The organism is Treponema sp. Marseille-Q4523, from assembly GCF_016901105.1.
Classification (GTDB): Bacteria; Spirochaetota; Spirochaetia; order Treponematales; family Treponemataceae; genus Treponema_D.
The window spans coordinates 42,819-58,753 of the sequence record NZ_JAFEVM010000003.1 but is presented as its reverse complement, the minus strand read 5'-3'; the positions used below and the strand labels follow the sequence as shown (position 1 = coordinate 58,753).

16 protein-coding genes and 1 pseudogene are annotated in these 15,935 nt (G+C 48.7%); 9 read left to right on the top strand and 8 right to left on the bottom strand.

All coding sequences use genetic code 11. The features are described 5' to 3' along the window. The first annotated feature begins 22 nt into the window (after nucleotides 1–22). From fliS to JSQ97_RS01455, 6 genes are all read left to right on the top strand, one after another. A complete protein-coding gene (gene fliS / locus JSQ97_RS01480) occupies nucleotides 23–463 on the top strand; it encodes a flagellar export chaperone FliS (RefSeq protein ID WP_205074421.1) in 441 nt (146 codons plus the stop codon). Nucleotides 464–477: 14 nt separating this feature from the next. Next, nucleotides 478–957, top strand: a complete 480-nt coding sequence (gene flgN / locus JSQ97_RS01475) for a flagellar export chaperone FlgN (RefSeq protein ID WP_205074420.1) — start codon at nucleotides 478–480, stop codon at nucleotides 955–957. Between the two features lie 6 nt (nucleotides 958–963). Next, nucleotides 964–1,482, top strand: a complete 519-nt coding sequence (locus tag JSQ97_RS01470; protein WP_205074419.1) for a dihydrofolate reductase — start codon at nucleotides 964–966, stop codon at nucleotides 1,480–1,482. A 117-nt stretch (nucleotides 1,483–1,599) separates the two neighbouring features. Beyond that, nucleotides 1,600–2,847, top strand: coding sequence for a response regulator (locus tag JSQ97_RS01465; protein ID WP_239446855.1), 1,248 nt, complete (start codon nucleotides 1,600–1,602; stop codon nucleotides 2,845–2,847). Next, nucleotides 2,834–4,813: a response regulator gene (locus JSQ97_RS01460; RefSeq protein WP_205074418.1), complete on the top strand. Its 1,980-nt coding sequence runs from the start codon at nucleotides 2,834–2,836 to the stop codon at nucleotides 4,811–4,813. The genes JSQ97_RS01465 and JSQ97_RS01460 overlap by 14 nt, the downstream gene beginning before the upstream one ends. A 22-nt stretch (nucleotides 4,814–4,835) precedes the next feature. Beyond that, complete coding sequence (locus tag JSQ97_RS01455) at nucleotides 4,836–5,669, top strand: histidinol-phosphatase (protein ID WP_205074417.1); 834 nt, start codon at nucleotides 4,836–4,838, stop codon at nucleotides 5,667–5,669. A 67-nt stretch (nucleotides 5,670–5,736) separates the two neighbouring features. Here JSQ97_RS01455 and JSQ97_RS01450 read toward each other — a convergent pair whose 3' ends face one another. Both JSQ97_RS01450 and JSQ97_RS01445 read right to left on the bottom strand, forming a co-directional pair. Beyond that, the gene (locus JSQ97_RS01450; RefSeq protein ID WP_205074416.1) at nucleotides 5,737–6,654 is read right to left on the bottom strand and encodes an Rpn family recombination-promoting nuclease/putative transposase; all 918 of its coding nucleotides are present in this window, start codon (nucleotides 6,652–6,654) and stop codon (nucleotides 5,737–5,739) included. 175 nt (nucleotides 6,655–6,829) lie between these two features. Next, on the bottom strand, nucleotides 6,830–7,633 hold the full coding sequence (locus tag JSQ97_RS01445) for an Rpn family recombination-promoting nuclease/putative transposase (RefSeq protein ID WP_205074415.1): 804 nt from the start codon (nucleotides 7,631–7,633) through the stop codon (nucleotides 6,830–6,832). A gap of 151 nt (nucleotides 7,634–7,784) precedes the next feature. Between JSQ97_RS01445 and JSQ97_RS13040 the strand changes: the two genes are divergently transcribed. Beyond that, nucleotides 7,785–7,913 carry a hypothetical protein gene (locus JSQ97_RS13040; RefSeq protein WP_255519623.1) on the top strand — a complete coding sequence of 43 codons (129 nt, stop codon included), beginning with the start codon at nucleotides 7,785–7,787 and terminating at the stop codon, nucleotides 7,911–7,913. A 343-nt stretch (nucleotides 7,914–8,256) separates the two neighbouring features. Here the strand turns inward: JSQ97_RS13040 and JSQ97_RS01440 are convergent, their stop codons facing one another. The 3 genes and pseudogenes from JSQ97_RS01440 to JSQ97_RS01430 form a co-directional block, all read right to left on the bottom strand. After that, entirely contained in the window at nucleotides 8,257–10,632 is a 2,376-nt protein-coding gene (locus JSQ97_RS01440) for an InlB B-repeat-containing protein (protein ID WP_205074414.1), read from the bottom strand. 243 nt (nucleotides 10,633–10,875) lie between these two features. Continuing rightward, nucleotides 10,876–11,596 (bottom strand): annotated as a pseudogene (locus JSQ97_RS01435) (Rpn family recombination-promoting nuclease/putative transposase); the annotation flags it as partial. A gap of 98 nt (nucleotides 11,597–11,694) precedes the next feature. Beyond that, nucleotides 11,695–12,051, bottom strand: coding sequence for a TraR/DksA family transcriptional regulator (locus JSQ97_RS01430; protein ID WP_205074413.1), 357 nt, complete (start codon nucleotides 12,049–12,051; stop codon nucleotides 11,695–11,697). 178 nt (nucleotides 12,052–12,229) lie between these two features. Here JSQ97_RS01430 and infA point away from each other — a divergent pair, with 178 nt between their 5' ends. Beyond that, complete coding sequence (gene infA, locus JSQ97_RS01425; RefSeq protein ID WP_016521760.1) at nucleotides 12,230–12,448, top strand: translation initiation factor IF-1; 219 nt, start codon at nucleotides 12,230–12,232, stop codon at nucleotides 12,446–12,448. 53 nt (nucleotides 12,449–12,501) lie between these two features. On the opposite strand, the gene JSQ97_RS01420 is transcribed toward infA, so the two are convergent. Continuing rightward, nucleotides 12,502–13,071 (bottom strand): DnaJ domain-containing protein, encoded by a 570-nt coding sequence (locus JSQ97_RS01420; protein ID WP_205074412.1) that lies wholly within the window; start codon nucleotides 13,069–13,071, stop codon nucleotides 12,502–12,504. 379 nt (nucleotides 13,072–13,450) lie between these two features. Here JSQ97_RS01420 and JSQ97_RS01415 point away from each other — a divergent pair, with 379 nt between their 5' ends. Then, the gene (locus tag JSQ97_RS01415; protein ID WP_205074411.1) at nucleotides 13,451–14,317 is read left to right on the top strand and encodes an Rpn family recombination-promoting nuclease/putative transposase; all 867 of its coding nucleotides are present in this window, start codon (nucleotides 13,451–13,453) and stop codon (nucleotides 14,315–14,317) included. Nucleotides 14,318–14,442: 125 nt separating this feature from the next. Here JSQ97_RS01415 and JSQ97_RS01410 read toward each other — a convergent pair whose 3' ends face one another. Both JSQ97_RS01410 and JSQ97_RS01405 read right to left on the bottom strand, forming a co-directional pair. Continuing rightward, a complete protein-coding gene (locus tag JSQ97_RS01410) occupies nucleotides 14,443–15,318 on the bottom strand; it encodes an aldose 1-epimerase family protein (protein WP_205074410.1) in 876 nt (291 codons plus the stop codon). A 63-nt stretch (nucleotides 15,319–15,381) separates the two neighbouring features. Then, entirely contained in the window at nucleotides 15,382–15,924 is a 543-nt protein-coding gene (locus tag JSQ97_RS01405; RefSeq protein WP_205074409.1) for a Smr/MutS family protein, read from the bottom strand. Nucleotides 15,925–15,935 lie beyond the last annotated feature (11 nt).

Genomic DNA, 15,935 nt, shown 5'->3' with positions numbered 1-15,935 from the left:
CATGGGTACACGGAGGTTGAACATGGGCTACAATCAGGCGTATAATGCATATAAAAATACGAATATCCGCACGGCAAGTCAGGGGCATCTCATCGTGTTGCTCTATGAGGGAGCGGTGCGCCAGCTCTCAAGTGCAGCCGATATGTTCGATTCGGCAAACGCCATAAAGGCGCGCGATATCGAAAAATTCAATAACTGTCTGCAAAAAGCGCAGGCGATCATCACGGAACTGCAAGTATCGCTCGATATGGACAGGGGCGGCGAAATCGCAAAAAATCTCATGTCGCTGTACATATTTTTCAATAACGAACTCATGTCGGCCAACATCAACCGCGACAAAAAAAAGGTCGATTTTGTGCTCTCGATGTTGACGGAACTTTCCGACGCGTGGCGGCAGGCGGCAAGCAGCACGGCAAACGCTCCGGCGGCGACGGTCGCAAACTCGCTGAATATAGAAGGCTGAATCGAGGAAAACTCATGCAGAAACTTTCACAAAATGAAATAGACGAACGAGTCGCCGTACTCAAACGCTTTAAAACGCTGCTTGTGCAGCAGCGCGATAAATTCCGCGAATACCTCTCCGTACTCGAAAAACAGCAAACATCGATCACGGAAGAAAACACCGACGCTCTCATCGCGCATACGGAACTCGAACAACAGGTCGTTTCGAATATCGCCGGTCTGCAAAAAGTCATCGTGCCGATGGCGGAAATGTATTCGTCGATAAGGAGTTCCGCCGAGGCCGACGAAACCCGCGCCCTCGAATCGATTCAAAAAGACCTTGCACACTTACAGTCCCAAGTCCTCGCCCAAAACGAAAAAAACCGCAGCCTGCTCCGAGTCCACATCGCAAACATTCAAAGTCAGATGGAGCGCATTAAAAATCCGTACCGCGGAAGCAGGAGCGTATATGCGCAAAAGCAAAGCGTCGGAAGTTTCGTCGAAGTGCAGGCGTAAGAGGGCATGATCGCACTCATCGCGGCATACGCAAAAAACCGCGCGATCGGAAAAGACGGAAAGCTCCCGTGGAAATTAACAAAGGAACTGCATCATTTCCGCGATGTGACTTCGGGCAATGTCGTCGTCATGGGACGAAAGACGTTCGAATCGATCGGAAAACCGCTTAAAGGCAGAACGACGATCGTCCTTTCGAAAAGCAAAATCATTTCCGAAAGACAGATGCCCGACGCAAAGCTCTACGGAGCGCGAAGCATAGACGAAGCTCTTTTTCTTTCGGAAACACTTGCAACAAAAAGCGATCCTCCCCCCGACATCTTTTTTGCGGGCGGCGAATCGGTCTACGCCGAAGCGCTGCCGTTTTGCAGCGCACTTTACATAACGGAGATCGACGCATACGTCGACGGCGACGTCTTTTTTCCGGACTTCGACGAAGCGCTCTTCGACAAAAAAATTATCAAAAAGATAACCGACGATACCCTGCCCTACACATACATTCTGTACACGAAAAAAGCGCGCGATTGACCGTCCGAACAAACAGGCGCAGCGGATTCCGCGCTCTTCTGTAGGCATATACACAAAAAAATACACCACAAAAAAATGCTTGTCAATTTATATATTTGCGTATAAAATGATATAATTATGAAGAATGTTCTGCTGATAGATGCATCCCCCCTTTTTAGAGAGTTTTTGAAGGACAAACTTTCTGCAGAAAAAGTTTCGGTTACGGTGACGCAGGGAAAACGCGACGCCTTTATCAAAATGATTTCGATCCTGCCCGATCTCATCATCTATGAAATACAGGACGATTTTTCCGAATTGTTGCGCTTTTTGGAAAAAAAACGCGCGGATCCGAATGCCGTCCGCATTCCGATGATCGTCTCAGGTCCCGTCGCCGACCGTACTAAACTCTCGCAGTTTGCGCAGTTCGGCGTCACCAAATATTTTACCAAACCGATAAAATTCGATATTTTTTTCGAAGCGGTCGGACAGATCCTATCTCTCGCGTTTTCCATGGATACGACCCAGTGCGTACTCGACATCCACCGAAACGGCGATATCATCTTCATAGAAATCGCCGACGGGTTGAATCGGGAAAAGCTCGCGCTGCTCAAATATAAGCTGACGGAGATGATCGAAGCGGGTAAGACGGAAACGCCGAAGATCATCCTGATGCTGACGAATCTCGATCTTTCTTTCGTCGACGGATCGAATATCGAACTGCTGCTGGACAACGTGCTTGCCGACCCGAAAGTGCAGCCCAAAAACGTGAAAGTGCTTTCGCTCAATTCTTTTATCCGCGAGCTGATTGCGGGGCATCCCCAATACGACGGCATCGAAGTCGTAACCGAACTCTCTCACGTCCTCAATTCGCTCATCGACAGCAGCGCGGGTTCAAGCGTTTCCGAATTGGTCGAGGAAAAACTTTTGACGCCGATGCGCGAGCCGTCGCAGGATTCCATCGATACGCGTTTTTATTCCGACTTGGGTGTCGAACAGGACGACAGCGAAACCGTCGGAAACGTTTTGCGCATCGCGCTCGTGGACGACGACGCTGTCGTTTTGAAGCTTTTGGAAAGCGCGTTCAGAGCCGTAAGCGCGACCTGCGATCTGTATTCCAGCGGAGCGGAGTTTTTAACGGGCATCAACAAACACCGCTATGATCTCGCCGTCGTCGACATACTGATGCCCGGTATTTCGGGTTTCGATATTTTGGCGCGATTGGGCAACACTGCACACGGCGTTCCGATCATCATCTATTCGCAGACGACAAAGCGCGAAGACGTCATACGCGCGCTCAGCCTCGGCGCAAAGCACTATCTAGTAAAACCGCAAAAACCCGAAGTCATCGTACAAAAGGCGATAGAGCTGCTCCATGGAAAAATCTAATATCGATCCCGACCAGCGATTAACGTTTCTTGCGAACACCGTACACGAAATCCGTACGCCGGTGCAGACGATCATCGGCACGCTCGAACTGCTTTCCGATACGAAGCTCAACAACGAACAGCAGGAATATGTGCGCCAAATTCAATTCAGCACGAATGTTCTGCTCTCGCTCGTCAACGACATACTCGATTTTACAAAAATCAAATCGCGGCAGATCACCCTCGAATCGATTCCGTATGATGTCGTCGCTATCACCGAACAGGTCGTCGATCTCGTCAGCATGGAAGCGTTCGGCAAAGGCATAGAGCTCGTCGTCGATTCCGACTACGCACTGCCGCAGCTTATCATCGGAGATCCGATGCGTATTCAGCAAGTGCTTCTCAATATTATTAAAAATGCCGTCAAGTTCACGCAGTCGGGCTATATTCACGTAGCGCTTAGATGTAAAGATAAAAAAATGCTGCTCTTTGAAATAACGGATACCGGCATCGGCATTCCGAAAGAAAAACAGGGGCAGCTTTTTACCGATTATTATCAAGCGGAAACCTCGACGACGCGCAAGTACGGCGGGACGGGTTTGGGACTTGCGATATGCAAAGGACTCATCGCGGCGATGAACGGCGAAATAGGCGTACACACGAATCCCGACGGCGGCTCCGTTTTTTGGTTTACCGTCCCCTTTGCCGCAGCGCAAAATCTGCCGGTTTCGAACACGATAGTCGCCGCCCCGCCGAATACGCGCATACTCATCGTCGACGACAGCCTCCTCGCGGTAAACAGCATGCGCCAAAAATTCAATTCGTTCGGCTTGTACAATATCGCCTGTGCGAAAAACGCGGCGGAAGCGTTGCTGAAAATGAAAAATGCAAACCATCTCGGAAAACCCTTTTCACTCGTTTTTATCGATATGAGTTTGCCGAAAGTGGACGGCTGGCACCTCGCATGGGAAATCAAAGAGTGCAATTTTACCGACACAAAATTATATCTGCTCGTTCCCGAAGGCCAGATGGGTGCCGAAGCGAAGATGAAGCTCATTAATTTGTTCAACGGCTATCTCTACAAACCGGTAAAGCGCCATCTCGTGCAGTCATTGCTCAACGACATTTACGACGTACCGACCGACCTCGAAACCGTCGACGCAAAACAGACGAAGGCGAACGAAGCGGCCGTCCCGGAAAACGGAACAAACATCACAGAGGGCATCACGGTGCTCGTCGCTGAAGATCATCCGCTCAACAGAAAACTGATCGTAACATTTCTGACAAAATTGGGTGCGCCGGTCATCGAAGCGGAAAACGGAAAGCAAGCTGTCGAAGCCGTCGAAAAAAACCGCGCGATCAATATGATCTTTATGGACATTCAAATGCCGATCATGGACGGCATCGAAGCGTCGAAAAAAATCAGAGCGGGCGGGTATGCAGGAATCATCGTCGCGTGTACGGCAAACAACGATGAAGACGATTTCGATCTGTACCGCAAAATCGGCATGAACGACATCCTTGTCAAACCTTTTAAAAGGGACGATATAAAAACACTTATCGAAAAATGGCACACGGTTATCGAACTGCCCGTCGCGCCGAAAATCACGATGCTCGACAGCATGATGGCGCCGACGAATACCGCGTGGGATCAAAAAGACTTCGAAGACACGATCGGCGGCGATAGGACGCTCGGCAGGGAACTCATCGCCGAATACCGCAAACAGCTTGCCGCCCTTTTGCACGACGCGGAAAAAGCCGTCGCCGAAAAAAACTTCGACGAACTGCGCCGCATCGGTCACACAATCAAAGGCAGCTCCGCCGCGATTTCCGCGAACGCGCTCGCAAACAGGGGCGCGCGCATCGACGAAGATGCGAAAAGGCACGACATCGAAAACGTGCAAAACGATTTTTCGGCGTTGAAAGACGAATTGACGGTTTTCGAAATCAATTCGGATATATGGCAGCACGAGCGCACCGAAAACTAACGCAGGATACGGCAGGAAAGCGATGAAAACGAATTACCACATGCACACGACATTTTGCGACGGGAGCGATACGGTCGAAGCGATGGCGCTTGCCGCCTTCGAAAAGCGATTCGATATAATCGGATTTTCAAGCCACAGCATGTACCCCTTTGCGGGCGATTGCCACATAGCTCCGCGAGAATTTAATAATTACGTAAACGCTGTGCGGAACGCCGCAAAGACATACGAGGGACGCATGCGGATTTTGCTCGGCTTCGAAGTCGAATATATGCCCGGTCTTTCAGTCCCGCGCATGAGCGATTATGCCGCTTTTCGGCCGGACTACCTCATCGGCTCGGTGCACTATCTCATAACGGAAAACGGAACCTTTTCCGTCGACGATAAAACCGAAAAAGTCAAAGAGGGACTCGAACGTTTTTTCAACGGCAACGCAAAAGAAGCCGTGTGCATGTATTTTGCACTACAGCGCGAAATGCTGCAAAAGGGCGATTTCCTCATCTGGGGACATCCCGACGTTATCAGAAAAAGAAACGGCATCCTGCATTTTTTCGACGAAAACGAAAGCTGGTACCGAAGCGAACTCGTCGCGACGGCGAATTCGGCAAAGCATGCCGGCGTCATCGCCGAAATCAACACGGGCGGCATTGCCCGCGGCGCGATCGATGACGTCTACCCGTCCGCGGATTTTCTTTCACTGCTCCATACCTCGGGCATTCCCGTCATGATCAACTCCGATGCACACAAAGCGGCCGACATCGACTGCGCGTTCGACAGAGCCGAAGCGGCGGCGAAAAAAGCGGGTTATACGGAAGTTTCGTTTTTGGATGAAGGCGTTATAAAGCGCAGAAAAATCTAGGCTGAATAAATAATTGGTAATGTGTAATTTGTAATTAAGCGGGCAATTACCAATTATCCATTATCAATTAATTCAGTGCTTCCACTTCTTCTTGGGTGAGACCGGTCGCCTGCATTATCTTTTTTACGGAATCGCCGAGATGTTTTAAAATCCGCGCCGTTTCAAGAGCTTTTTGGTATGCGCCATCGGAAAAGCCTTGTTGTATACCTTTCTCAATCCCTTGTTCGATTCCTTGTTCAATGCCTTCGGCAAAGGCTATTCTTCCTGCCTCTTTACGCTGTACTGCGATGTCCGTATCATAGTCATATTCTGCTACTAACATATTTATTACCTCCCGTGATTTTCTCTGTAAATATTCTTTTAATATTCCTTTTTCTATGCATATCTTTACCGCATTGGTAAAACCGTTTTCGCTGTCGAGTTGGGTTTGCTTTCTCACTTCCTCTACAAAGAGGCTGTATTCTTCAAGCGGTTTGCAGGCTGTTAATACTTTATTTGCTTTGTCTGTGTTGATATTGAGCACTTGTACCGTCAATTCCAGCGGCACCTGTTCCGGCTTTGTGATAAACGCATCAGATAACTTTAGAACCGTAGTTTCCGGGTAGTCTTCTGTGCCGTTATAAAAAACGTAGAACTCAGGCGCAGGGATTTTTGAGAGCTTTCTTAAATACCGATCAGTCGGTGCTTGCAGTTTTTCGTAGAGCCGTGCGATATATTCCAAAAAGCGTAAGGGCATGTTTTCGTTTATAGTGGATTGATGTTCCGCGAGGACGATGATTTTACCGTCTATAAGGCAGGAAACATCGTTGATTATGTTCATGTACATAACGTTCTCAAGCCGTATATTTTCTACCGGAGACGAAAGCGGAAGGTGTGTACCGTGTAAAGCGTTGTAAAGAGATAAGAAATTTTCTTTCGCTTTTTCGTCTTCACTGAAAAGGTCGACAAAAACCGAGTCTTTGTACTTTCTGTTTGACGTACTCATAACCGCCCCCTCTCTTGTCATATTATACCACAGGCTAAAGGATTTTAAAAGGGATAACTATTTAAGAGAGGACACCCGCACACAAAAAAACCGCCCCCAAGCCGAAGTTTTCTCCGGCTTGAGAGCGGTCGGTTTTAAATGCGGAACGGAAGCCGTGAACAAACCGAATTACCAATTAGCTAATCGATTCTACTTCTTCTTGGGTGAGACCGGTAGCTTGCATTATCTTTTTTACGGAATCGCCGAGCTGTTTTAAAATCCGCGCCGTTTCGAGCTTTGCTTGACGGGAACCTTCAGCAAGACCGAGCGATTTACCTTGCTGTATTCCCTCTTCCCGGGCATCCATTTCAAACCCCGACATAAAGCGGTATTCCTGCCGCGCCTGTTCGTTATGTTTTACTGCCTGTATCATCGTTTCTATCCTCCCTGTGTATTCCGTATTCGCCGTCCCGGTTTTGACATACTCCAAAAAGCCTTTGAGTTCTTTATTCTCGGCTTTCCTAAAAGCTTCCGCATTTATTATAACCTTTTTTGTCCCGTCGCGTAAGGGTGTTTGCCGGTCTTCAAGGCAAATGTTTTCAAATGTGTAAAGGGGCTTGTCGTTCCCAATAGCATCGAATAAACACATAAAGATGATATAACTGTCGTTTAATGCTTTGTAGTGGGCACCCTTGTCTAAGAATGCGATGTCGATTGCCGCCTGATAATAGCGCATACGCTTCGGGATATTGTGTTCGTTGCTTACTTGCATTTCGATGTCGTAAGATTTACCGGATTCGTCTTTGACCAGAATATCCAAACGTACCGATTTTGCTTCAATGCCGGTTGTCACGCTGTTTTGCGGCGACAGGTAGACAATTTTCCCGATTTTATCTGACAAGATCATTTCGAGAAATTGCTTGCAAATACTTTCATCCTGCATAATTTTACAGAACATAAAATCGTCAGCAATCGTTAAATCGTCAAAACTTTTTCTCATACATACCTCCGTACCTAATTATAGGCGCAGACAGTATAAAAACAGGAACAAAAGGGAAAAGTTTTTGCAATTATTGTTCCGCCGTGACGCCGGGAAAGGTACTCAAGAATGTACACGGACGTACATTCTTGAGCTTAGCGGATAAACGAAAATGGCGTATAAAACCGGCAACGGACGGGGTGCCGAACTCGAGGCGTTTTGGCTCATTCATAAAAAAACCGCCCCCGAAGCCGGAGTATTCTCCGACTTGAGAGCGGTCGATTCAATTGTTAATTTGTAATGTGTAATTTGTAATTATCCATTACCAATTACACATTATCCATTGAAATTACACATTACCAATTTCTAAAGCCCCACGAACGACTTTCTAAAGTTCCAAATGTAGGCATTTTCGTAGGCGCTGACCGAGGCGGCGGGCACTTTGAGTGTGCAGCTTGCAACCGGTGTGCCGTTATGGAAACCCAGCACTGACGGCGGTGTTAGTGCTTTGCACGTAACTTCGGTTAAAGCCTTGCCGTCGTAAAGAATAACATCTGAAGATTTTTTTAAGATGCCGTGAGGCGGGGCCAAAACCCGCGTATACAGGACACGGATGTCCTATATACACGGCGCTTTTGCATCGTTTACAATTCAAAGTCCGGAGAGGTACACCATACGTATGAAAATACTTTTTCGCTATTGTAGTAGTCTATATCATTGTATATGTCGTTCCCTATTTCCCATGACTGTCGGTTTACCGTGACGGTAATGTCTGTTGCTCTTGTCGGAAGCCGGTACGTTTTACTGTCGGGCAGTTCGATTCTCATCTGTGTGCCTATGTAGTATTTTTTCCCGGATTCGAAAGTGCCGCTTGCATCTTCCCACCCGGTGCCGTTCCACACCCGCCATGTGTAGGGAACGAGATACAACAGCTTTGCGTGACTGTCTGCACTGTAGGTATATGTTATAGAATTGGGTATCGGGTTTCCTACTACAGGAGGATCCATCGTTGCCGTAAGCGCGGTTATTGGCGTGCGGTTATCACTCCAGCGCGCATACAGCGTCATATGCTCCGTTACCGGTTCAGAAAAGTCCCATGTGCCCCCAGCGTCCGTACCGTAGCTGGCATAATATTCGGAAGTACACCATATGGAAAACGTCCAGTACGAATTGACGGCTGCGGGAACGGCAGGAGGGGAAATCGGCTGTCCCGAATCGACTTCAATCGCTAGGGGGACGGCACGTCCGCGCCAGCCGACGACAAAGGTAACGAGCTTTTTATCGACTATGCCCTCCGTACAAAAGACGTCGATAAACTTTTCTGCAGGAGGCGAAGCCTCGTCGTATACCCTAATCTGCGCAATGCCTGCCGTTTGCCCCGCCTGCGCTGCTTCAGGAGTGCCTGAAATTACGCCGTCTTCTCGAAGCGAAAGACCTGCGGGAAGCGCTCCCGAGGTAATGCTAAAATGATACGGACGCGTACCGCCGCTTACCAGTGAAGCGACATCAACTTTGGTTATCGGCTTTCCGACATAGGATTTGGGAATGGATACGCTGTTTGAACTGAGCGTAAAAGGATCGCTGCTTGAGACGTGGTGTTCTTTTGAAGCAACGGATGCATATGAATAACCGGCATAGTTGTTTGGCGTCGAAACGCTCCACTCTTCGTAACTATCGCCGTCATCGAAGCTTACAAATACTTTTATAGCGGGAGAAAGCGTATACCGTGCGCTGTCGGGGCTGTCTATGCGCACTTGCGTTTGTATTTGGTAGATTCCTTCCGTACAAGACTCTCCTGAAACATCGACCCATTCCAGTCCGTCCTTTTTTTGCCAGCCGTATGTAGAATTATTCGCAATAAGTTTTGCAGGCTCTCCCTCTACGCCGGAGGGCTCATAGTCCGTATATGTATAAGAAATGCCGCTGGGTATTGTTTGCCCCAATACAAGCGGTGCGGCTTTTGCGCGCACTTGGGTAATGGCAATTCGTTCTCTTACAAAGCTCACCTTCACGTTTACCGCTTTGGTAACGGTGAAGGCATAAGAATTCGTCGTGTTGCCTGGAAGGGCAACGTCGTCTACCTTCCATTCTTTTAGTTCATAGCCCGGATCCGGTTTTGCCGTAAAGGTTACGGTTTTGCCCTGTTCGACGTTTATGGGACTCGTCTCCGTTTCCGTGCCTCCGTCCGCCTTTGCTTTAAGCGTGCCGTTTCCGCCTTCCACGCTGAAAGTGACCGCGTACTTTGGGATCGGTGTCCACTGTGCTGTGTGTGTGCCGTCTTCGGCAGGGAACGTCGCGGGAAGAGGCGGGTTCCAGCCGGTAAAGATGTGGCCTGCTTTTGTCGGGTCCGCTACCGTTACAGGTGCTTCAAACCTGCCTTTAAGCTTGCCGCCGGAAAGAGGTGTAGTCGTGCTGCCTCCGTTCAAATTAAGACTGAGGCTGATTTCTTTTCTGTCGTAATAAACTTTTACGACCGTTGTGCCGTCTCCGGCTATCGTTTTTTGTTCTATAGGCTTTGCATTAAAGCCTTCGTAGGGTTTGGCCTCTGCTTGGGTGTTTTCAGCCGGCTTACCGTACTTGGTTTCTTCTTCCGCCTTAGTGTACTCATCGTCCGTAACGTTTTGCTTATGGTGCTCTACGGTGTACTTAACGGTTCCGGCAGGCTTGGCCTTAAAACTCACCTTTACCGTTACGGCTGCCGTTACTGTCAGTTTTGCGGTATTGTTACCTTCCGTACCGGTGCCGCTTTCAAAGCCGCCGGATGAAACCGACCACTTGTCTACGACAAAATCGTCATTCCCTTTTGCCGTAAAGGTTACGGTTTTGCCCTGATCGACGTTTATGGGGCTTGTTGCCGTTTCCGCAATGCCGTCCGCCTTTGCTTTCAGCGAACCGTTTCCGCCTTCCACGCTGAACGTTACGGCGTGCTTGGGCGCGGGGGTGGGCGGAGTGGGTGTTTCACCTCCGGAACCGCTGCCGTTGGAACAGCTTACAAAAACCAGTGCTGCGGCAAACAACAAAACGCCCGCTGCGCTCGGAATCTTTTTTAAAAGGGTTTTACCGAGTACCCCCCCCCCTATACAAACGTACAGGAATAATCTTGTTCACAGTCATCATAAACCTCCTCGTCGACGGAATAAACCTCTGTTTGTTATTATTATAACATATTTAATCGCTTTTCACAACTTTTATTAATTATTAATTCAATGCGGGCGCGCAGGATCGGAGGTACGACGAATTGTTGCCGCGGGAGAAGGTTCGGTTTACAGCCGTTCGATTTCCGCTTCGGTGAGGCCGGTAATCTTGCAAATGTCTTCAAACGGATAGTGCATAGCAAGCATGGTTTTTGCCGTTTCAAGTGCTTTTTGATATGAACCTTCGGAAAAACCCTTCGCTTCGCCTTCTTTCAAAGCGATTTCTCTTTCTTCTTCCCGTTGTACGGCAATGTCTACATCGTAATCGTATTCGGCAATTAACATATTCATCACCTCCTTTGACTTCCGCTGCAAATATTCCCGTAAGATGTCGTTTTGTATACACTCTTTGATCGCGTTCCGAAAGCCGTTTTCACTGTTGAGTTTCGTATGTCTTCGTACGGCTTCTACGAACAACGTGTACTCTTTCAGCGGTTTACATGTATGCAAGATTTCACTCCCCTTATTATTAATTGATATTCGTCACGCTGACAACGACTTCGAGAGCAGGTTTTTTAGGCATCGTCATAAAGGCATCGGAAAGACAGAGCGTTGTATTTTCAGGATAATCATCTTCTCCGTTGTAGAACACGTAGAACTCCGGCGTCGGGATCTTTTTCAACCTGCGGAGATAGCGGTCTCGTGGATTTTGGATGAGTTCGTAGAGACGTGCGGCGTACTGCAAAAAGCGGAGCGGCATGTTGGCGTTGATTGTAGATTGATGTTCTACGAGAGTGATGATTTTACCGTCTATGAGATAGGCGACGTCGTTGCGGAACGCCATATACATCTTCAAGGTATATCGCGGCGCTTGAAAAAAAATACAAATTACCTGGGTATTACTCCGCCGCACGAATAAGCGGCGGACAGGAGCGAAGCGTCACGCGTTCAGCGGCGCTTGCGTTCTTCTTCGGATGCGCAGGTCACACACATAAGTGCATACGGCAACGCCTTTAAACGCTGCTGAGGAATGTCTTTGCCGCATTTGACGCACTTTCCGTATTTCCCCTGTCGGATGCGGTCGAGTGCATTATCGACAAGCTGCAGGCGTGCGGCATCCTGAGAGCCGAGCGAATCAAGCAGCGTACGGTCGATCGCATCGGAGGCAACATCTATAACGTCGCCTGCGGCAACGGTCTTTACCAATTTTTTCATATCGTCGCTCTGTTCCGCAAGTGAGGCAAGGATAGTCTGCCGGCGCGTGAGCAAATCTTTTTTCATGCTTTCAAGAAATTTTTTATCCATAATCGATGAACTCCGTGCAATTGACCTCGCGCCGTGTTGACAAGCGCGGAAATTTTATACATACTGAAGAGTATACGACCAAATCGAAATAAAAACAAGGTTAAATTGAACGTCTGAAACAGCGCCGTTCAATTTAACTTTAAGGACTCTTTTTATTCGGTCACGCAGCGGAGGAACTGTGGCAAAAGAAGAAGCTATCGAAGTGGAAGGCGTCGTAAAAGAAGCGCTTCCCAATACAACGTTCAGAATCGAATTGCAAAACGGACATCTCATCCTGGCGACGCTGTCCGGAAAGATGCGAAAACACTATATCAGGATCGTGCCGGGCGATACGGTAAAGGTCGCACTTTCACCTTACGATTTGAACCGCGGCCGGATCATCTTCCGCCAACGCTAGATCGCTTTTCCGCCGCACGATTTACGCGGCAGAGGATTTGCGGCTCTTCCGTTCTATTTCCGACTTCCCAATTTAATAAGCGCGACGGCGGATTTTATCGCACCGATGACGCCGTTGATCGTGATAAAGAGACATAAGAGCCCGAACAGCGGGAAAAAGCCGAATATGCTGCTCGCGATTATGCCGAAAAACGCCTGTCCCAATTTTGAATAAAGCTGAGAGCGGAGCGCTTCCCGCGTATCACGTCTCTTTTCGTTTGTCCACGTATAGGTATAGTGGCGCCCCTCTTTTTGTCCGCCTCCGTAATTGCTGCCGAACCATTGCCAAAACATATCTTCGTCGCTGAAGCGAGAATCGGCGTAGGATCCGTATGCATACTGCGCATCATGCTGCCGAGCGTATGAGTATTCCGCCTGTCCGAAACGGTCGTACTGCGAGCGCTTCGTTTCGTCTCCGAGCACATCGTAGGCGGCGTTTATCGCTTTGAATTTTTCTTCGGCGCCCTTATCACCGGGGTTTCTGTCGGGGTGATATTTGAATGCGAGTGTGCGGTACGCTTTTTTAATTTCATCGGTGCTTGCCGTTTTCGAAACTCCGAGCACCGCATACAAATCCTGATCCATCAGCTATAAAATAGCCGTTTCGGACAAATGTTACAAGTGCCTGCCGCACGAAAGCGGAAATCAATTTTTAATTGGTAATGTGCTTTATCAATTTGTAATTGGTAATGCGTAATGGGTAATGAGGCGGTATTGAGTTTTCCATTTCATACGGAGACACGATACGACATGTGCCGTACATCGAACGAAGTTCCCCGCGCTACCTTGCAACGAGCGCGGAGCGCGAAGTTCCCCGCGCAGGAATCCTCATAAAGGAATCGCAGTCGGCTTTCGCGGTACATCCGTTTATTTTTATAAAAAACCGCGTAATTTATCACTTTGCAGGCGATATATAGGTCAGCGGCTCTCTTGCCGCACTATCTTAATAACCGAAGGTGCAGCTATGGAATATACCCATAAACCCGTCGAAGAACTCTCCTTTACCGACGACTTTATGTTCGGCACGGTCATGAAAAACAAAATAATTTGCAAAGGTGTCATCGAGCGTCTTTTGCACATCAAAGTCGGTAAAATAGAATATCCCTCCCTGCAAAAAACGATAGCACCCTTTTACGAAAGCAAAGGTATACGCCTCGACGTCTATGTCTCAGACCCAGAGCGCGTATTCGATATAGAAATACAAACGTCGATCCCGCCCTCTCTTCCCAAACGTACGCGTTATTACCAAAGCCTTATGGATGTCGATAACCTCTTACGCGGACAGAGTTATGCCGAATTAAAAGAAAGCTACGTCATCTTTATCTGTACGCAGGATCCCTTCGGAGAGGACTTACCCGTTTATACATTCCGCAACGTATGTACCGCCGACGGTACGCTTTTTCTTGATGACAAAAGCGTTAAGGTATTTTATAATGTGGGTGCCTACGGTAAAGAGGATGAGCCTGAATTGAGCGCTTTGTTGGAGTATCTTTGCGAAAGACGGGCGACGAGCGGTTTTACACAGCACATCGATGAGCTTGTCGAAAAAGCGAAACGGAACGAAAAGTTCAGGAGCTGGTATATGTCGTTGAATATTCATGAAGATGACTTACGCAGAGAAAGTTTACAGCTGGGTGAAAAGATCGGTTTTGAGCGGGGAATACGCAAAGGCAGAAAAGACGGACTCTTACAAGGTCGACGCGACGGTATTGCCACGGGAGCTTATCAAAAAGCACGGGAAACGGCAAAGCTGATGGCTGAACGCAAGTACCCGCTATCTGAGATCCTCCTTATGACCGGTCTTTCGGAAGCGGAAATCGAAAAACTGTAATAGTATTTGCTTTTCAAAAACTCGACATCCGACCTTTTAGGTAAAAATTGATTTCCGTGGCTCGCATACAGAGGCGATCAAAAACATGCAGCCGCTCCGAACGGAAATCGTTCGCGTTCGGAATTCTAAAACAGCGTGATCGAAAACGATTTTTCAAAAACGGCGGAAGGGGCAAGCTCGTTGCCCCACTCGCGTTCGCTCAGTTCGCCCGAAAAACCCGCACGATCGCAGCGGCCGTACCACGGTTCGATGCATAAAAACGGAGCGCCCCTTTCCTGCGGCGACCACAAGCCGAAAATATCCGTGTCGAAGTCCACGCGCACGAATTCTTTTTTCGATTTGTCGAGCAATGTGACTGCACGGATACCGCTGTTTTCAAAGATGAGCGCGTCGTGCGAAAACATATCGGCGGTAATCCGCACGGTACCGTCGGAAAGCGTAAAAGAATCCGTCCGCTCCTGGACAAGACCCGCGGCATTTATCGTGTGCGCGCTGATCCTCTCGATTTTTTTTACACCGGAAAATCGGATCGAACAGTCGGTAAGTTTTCCGCCCTGCACCGGACACATAAAACCCGGATGCGCACCGAGCGAAAAATACATCGCCCGTTTTCCGGTATTCGTCACGCGCCACGTCTGCGTCAGCGTACTTCCCGTAATCGTATACGTGATTTCGAATAAAAACGGAAACGGATAGACTTTCCGCGTTTCGTCCGTATCGGAAAGCGCAAACTGCAGATACGTGTCCGTACGCTTCGAAAGCGCGAACTCGACGTCGCGCGCAAATCCGTGCGGCGTCATGCAATATGTTTTTCCTTCATAGCGATAAACCCCGCCGTTCAATTTTCCGACGAACGGAAAGAGGTTCGGAGCCGATCGGTTCCATACGGCGGGATCGGCCTGCCACAGATATTCGATATCACCCTTTTTCAGCGATACGAGTTCGGCTCCTTTTAAAACCGCCGCGATCGTAATAACGCCGTTTGAAATTTCGTATTGCATATATGCCTCCGTATCAGTAAAGACTGCCGCTAAAAACTTCATCGGTTTTTAGGGTACCTCGATTTAATTTTTCAAAAATACCCACGTAGCGCCGCTGCCGCCCATGCGCCGGTCGGGATGACCGGAACGGCCGCAACGTCTATCCTGTTCGATAAATTTTCTCACCTCTTCTCCGAGCACCGGATCGCTTCCCGTCGTGTGGATTCCCTTTCCGTGCACGATGAGGATTTTGCGAAGTCCGCGTTTTGCGCAGTCACCGACAAAAATCGTAAGTCTGCTCCGCGCTTCCTCCCGCGTGAGTCCGTGCAAATCGATACGCGCTTCGATCGGGAGATTTTTTACATAAAGTCGAGAGCGTGTGCGATTGCGCTCTGCTTCTTCGGCTGCGATTTTATCTTTATCGACGACGCCGTAGCGGCGGAGCCACGCTTCCTCGGGATTTATCCGCTTCGTAAAAGCGTTTTTCTCTTCGGAACAATCAGACCTCTCTTTACCTTTTTCAGGCGCGTTCGCTTTCTTGCCTGAAACGGGATTTCTTCCATGCTCCCTAACCTTCGCTTTTTTTTGCAATGTATCCCACTCATCGAGTACCGCACCGAAATCCATAGTTCCTCCGC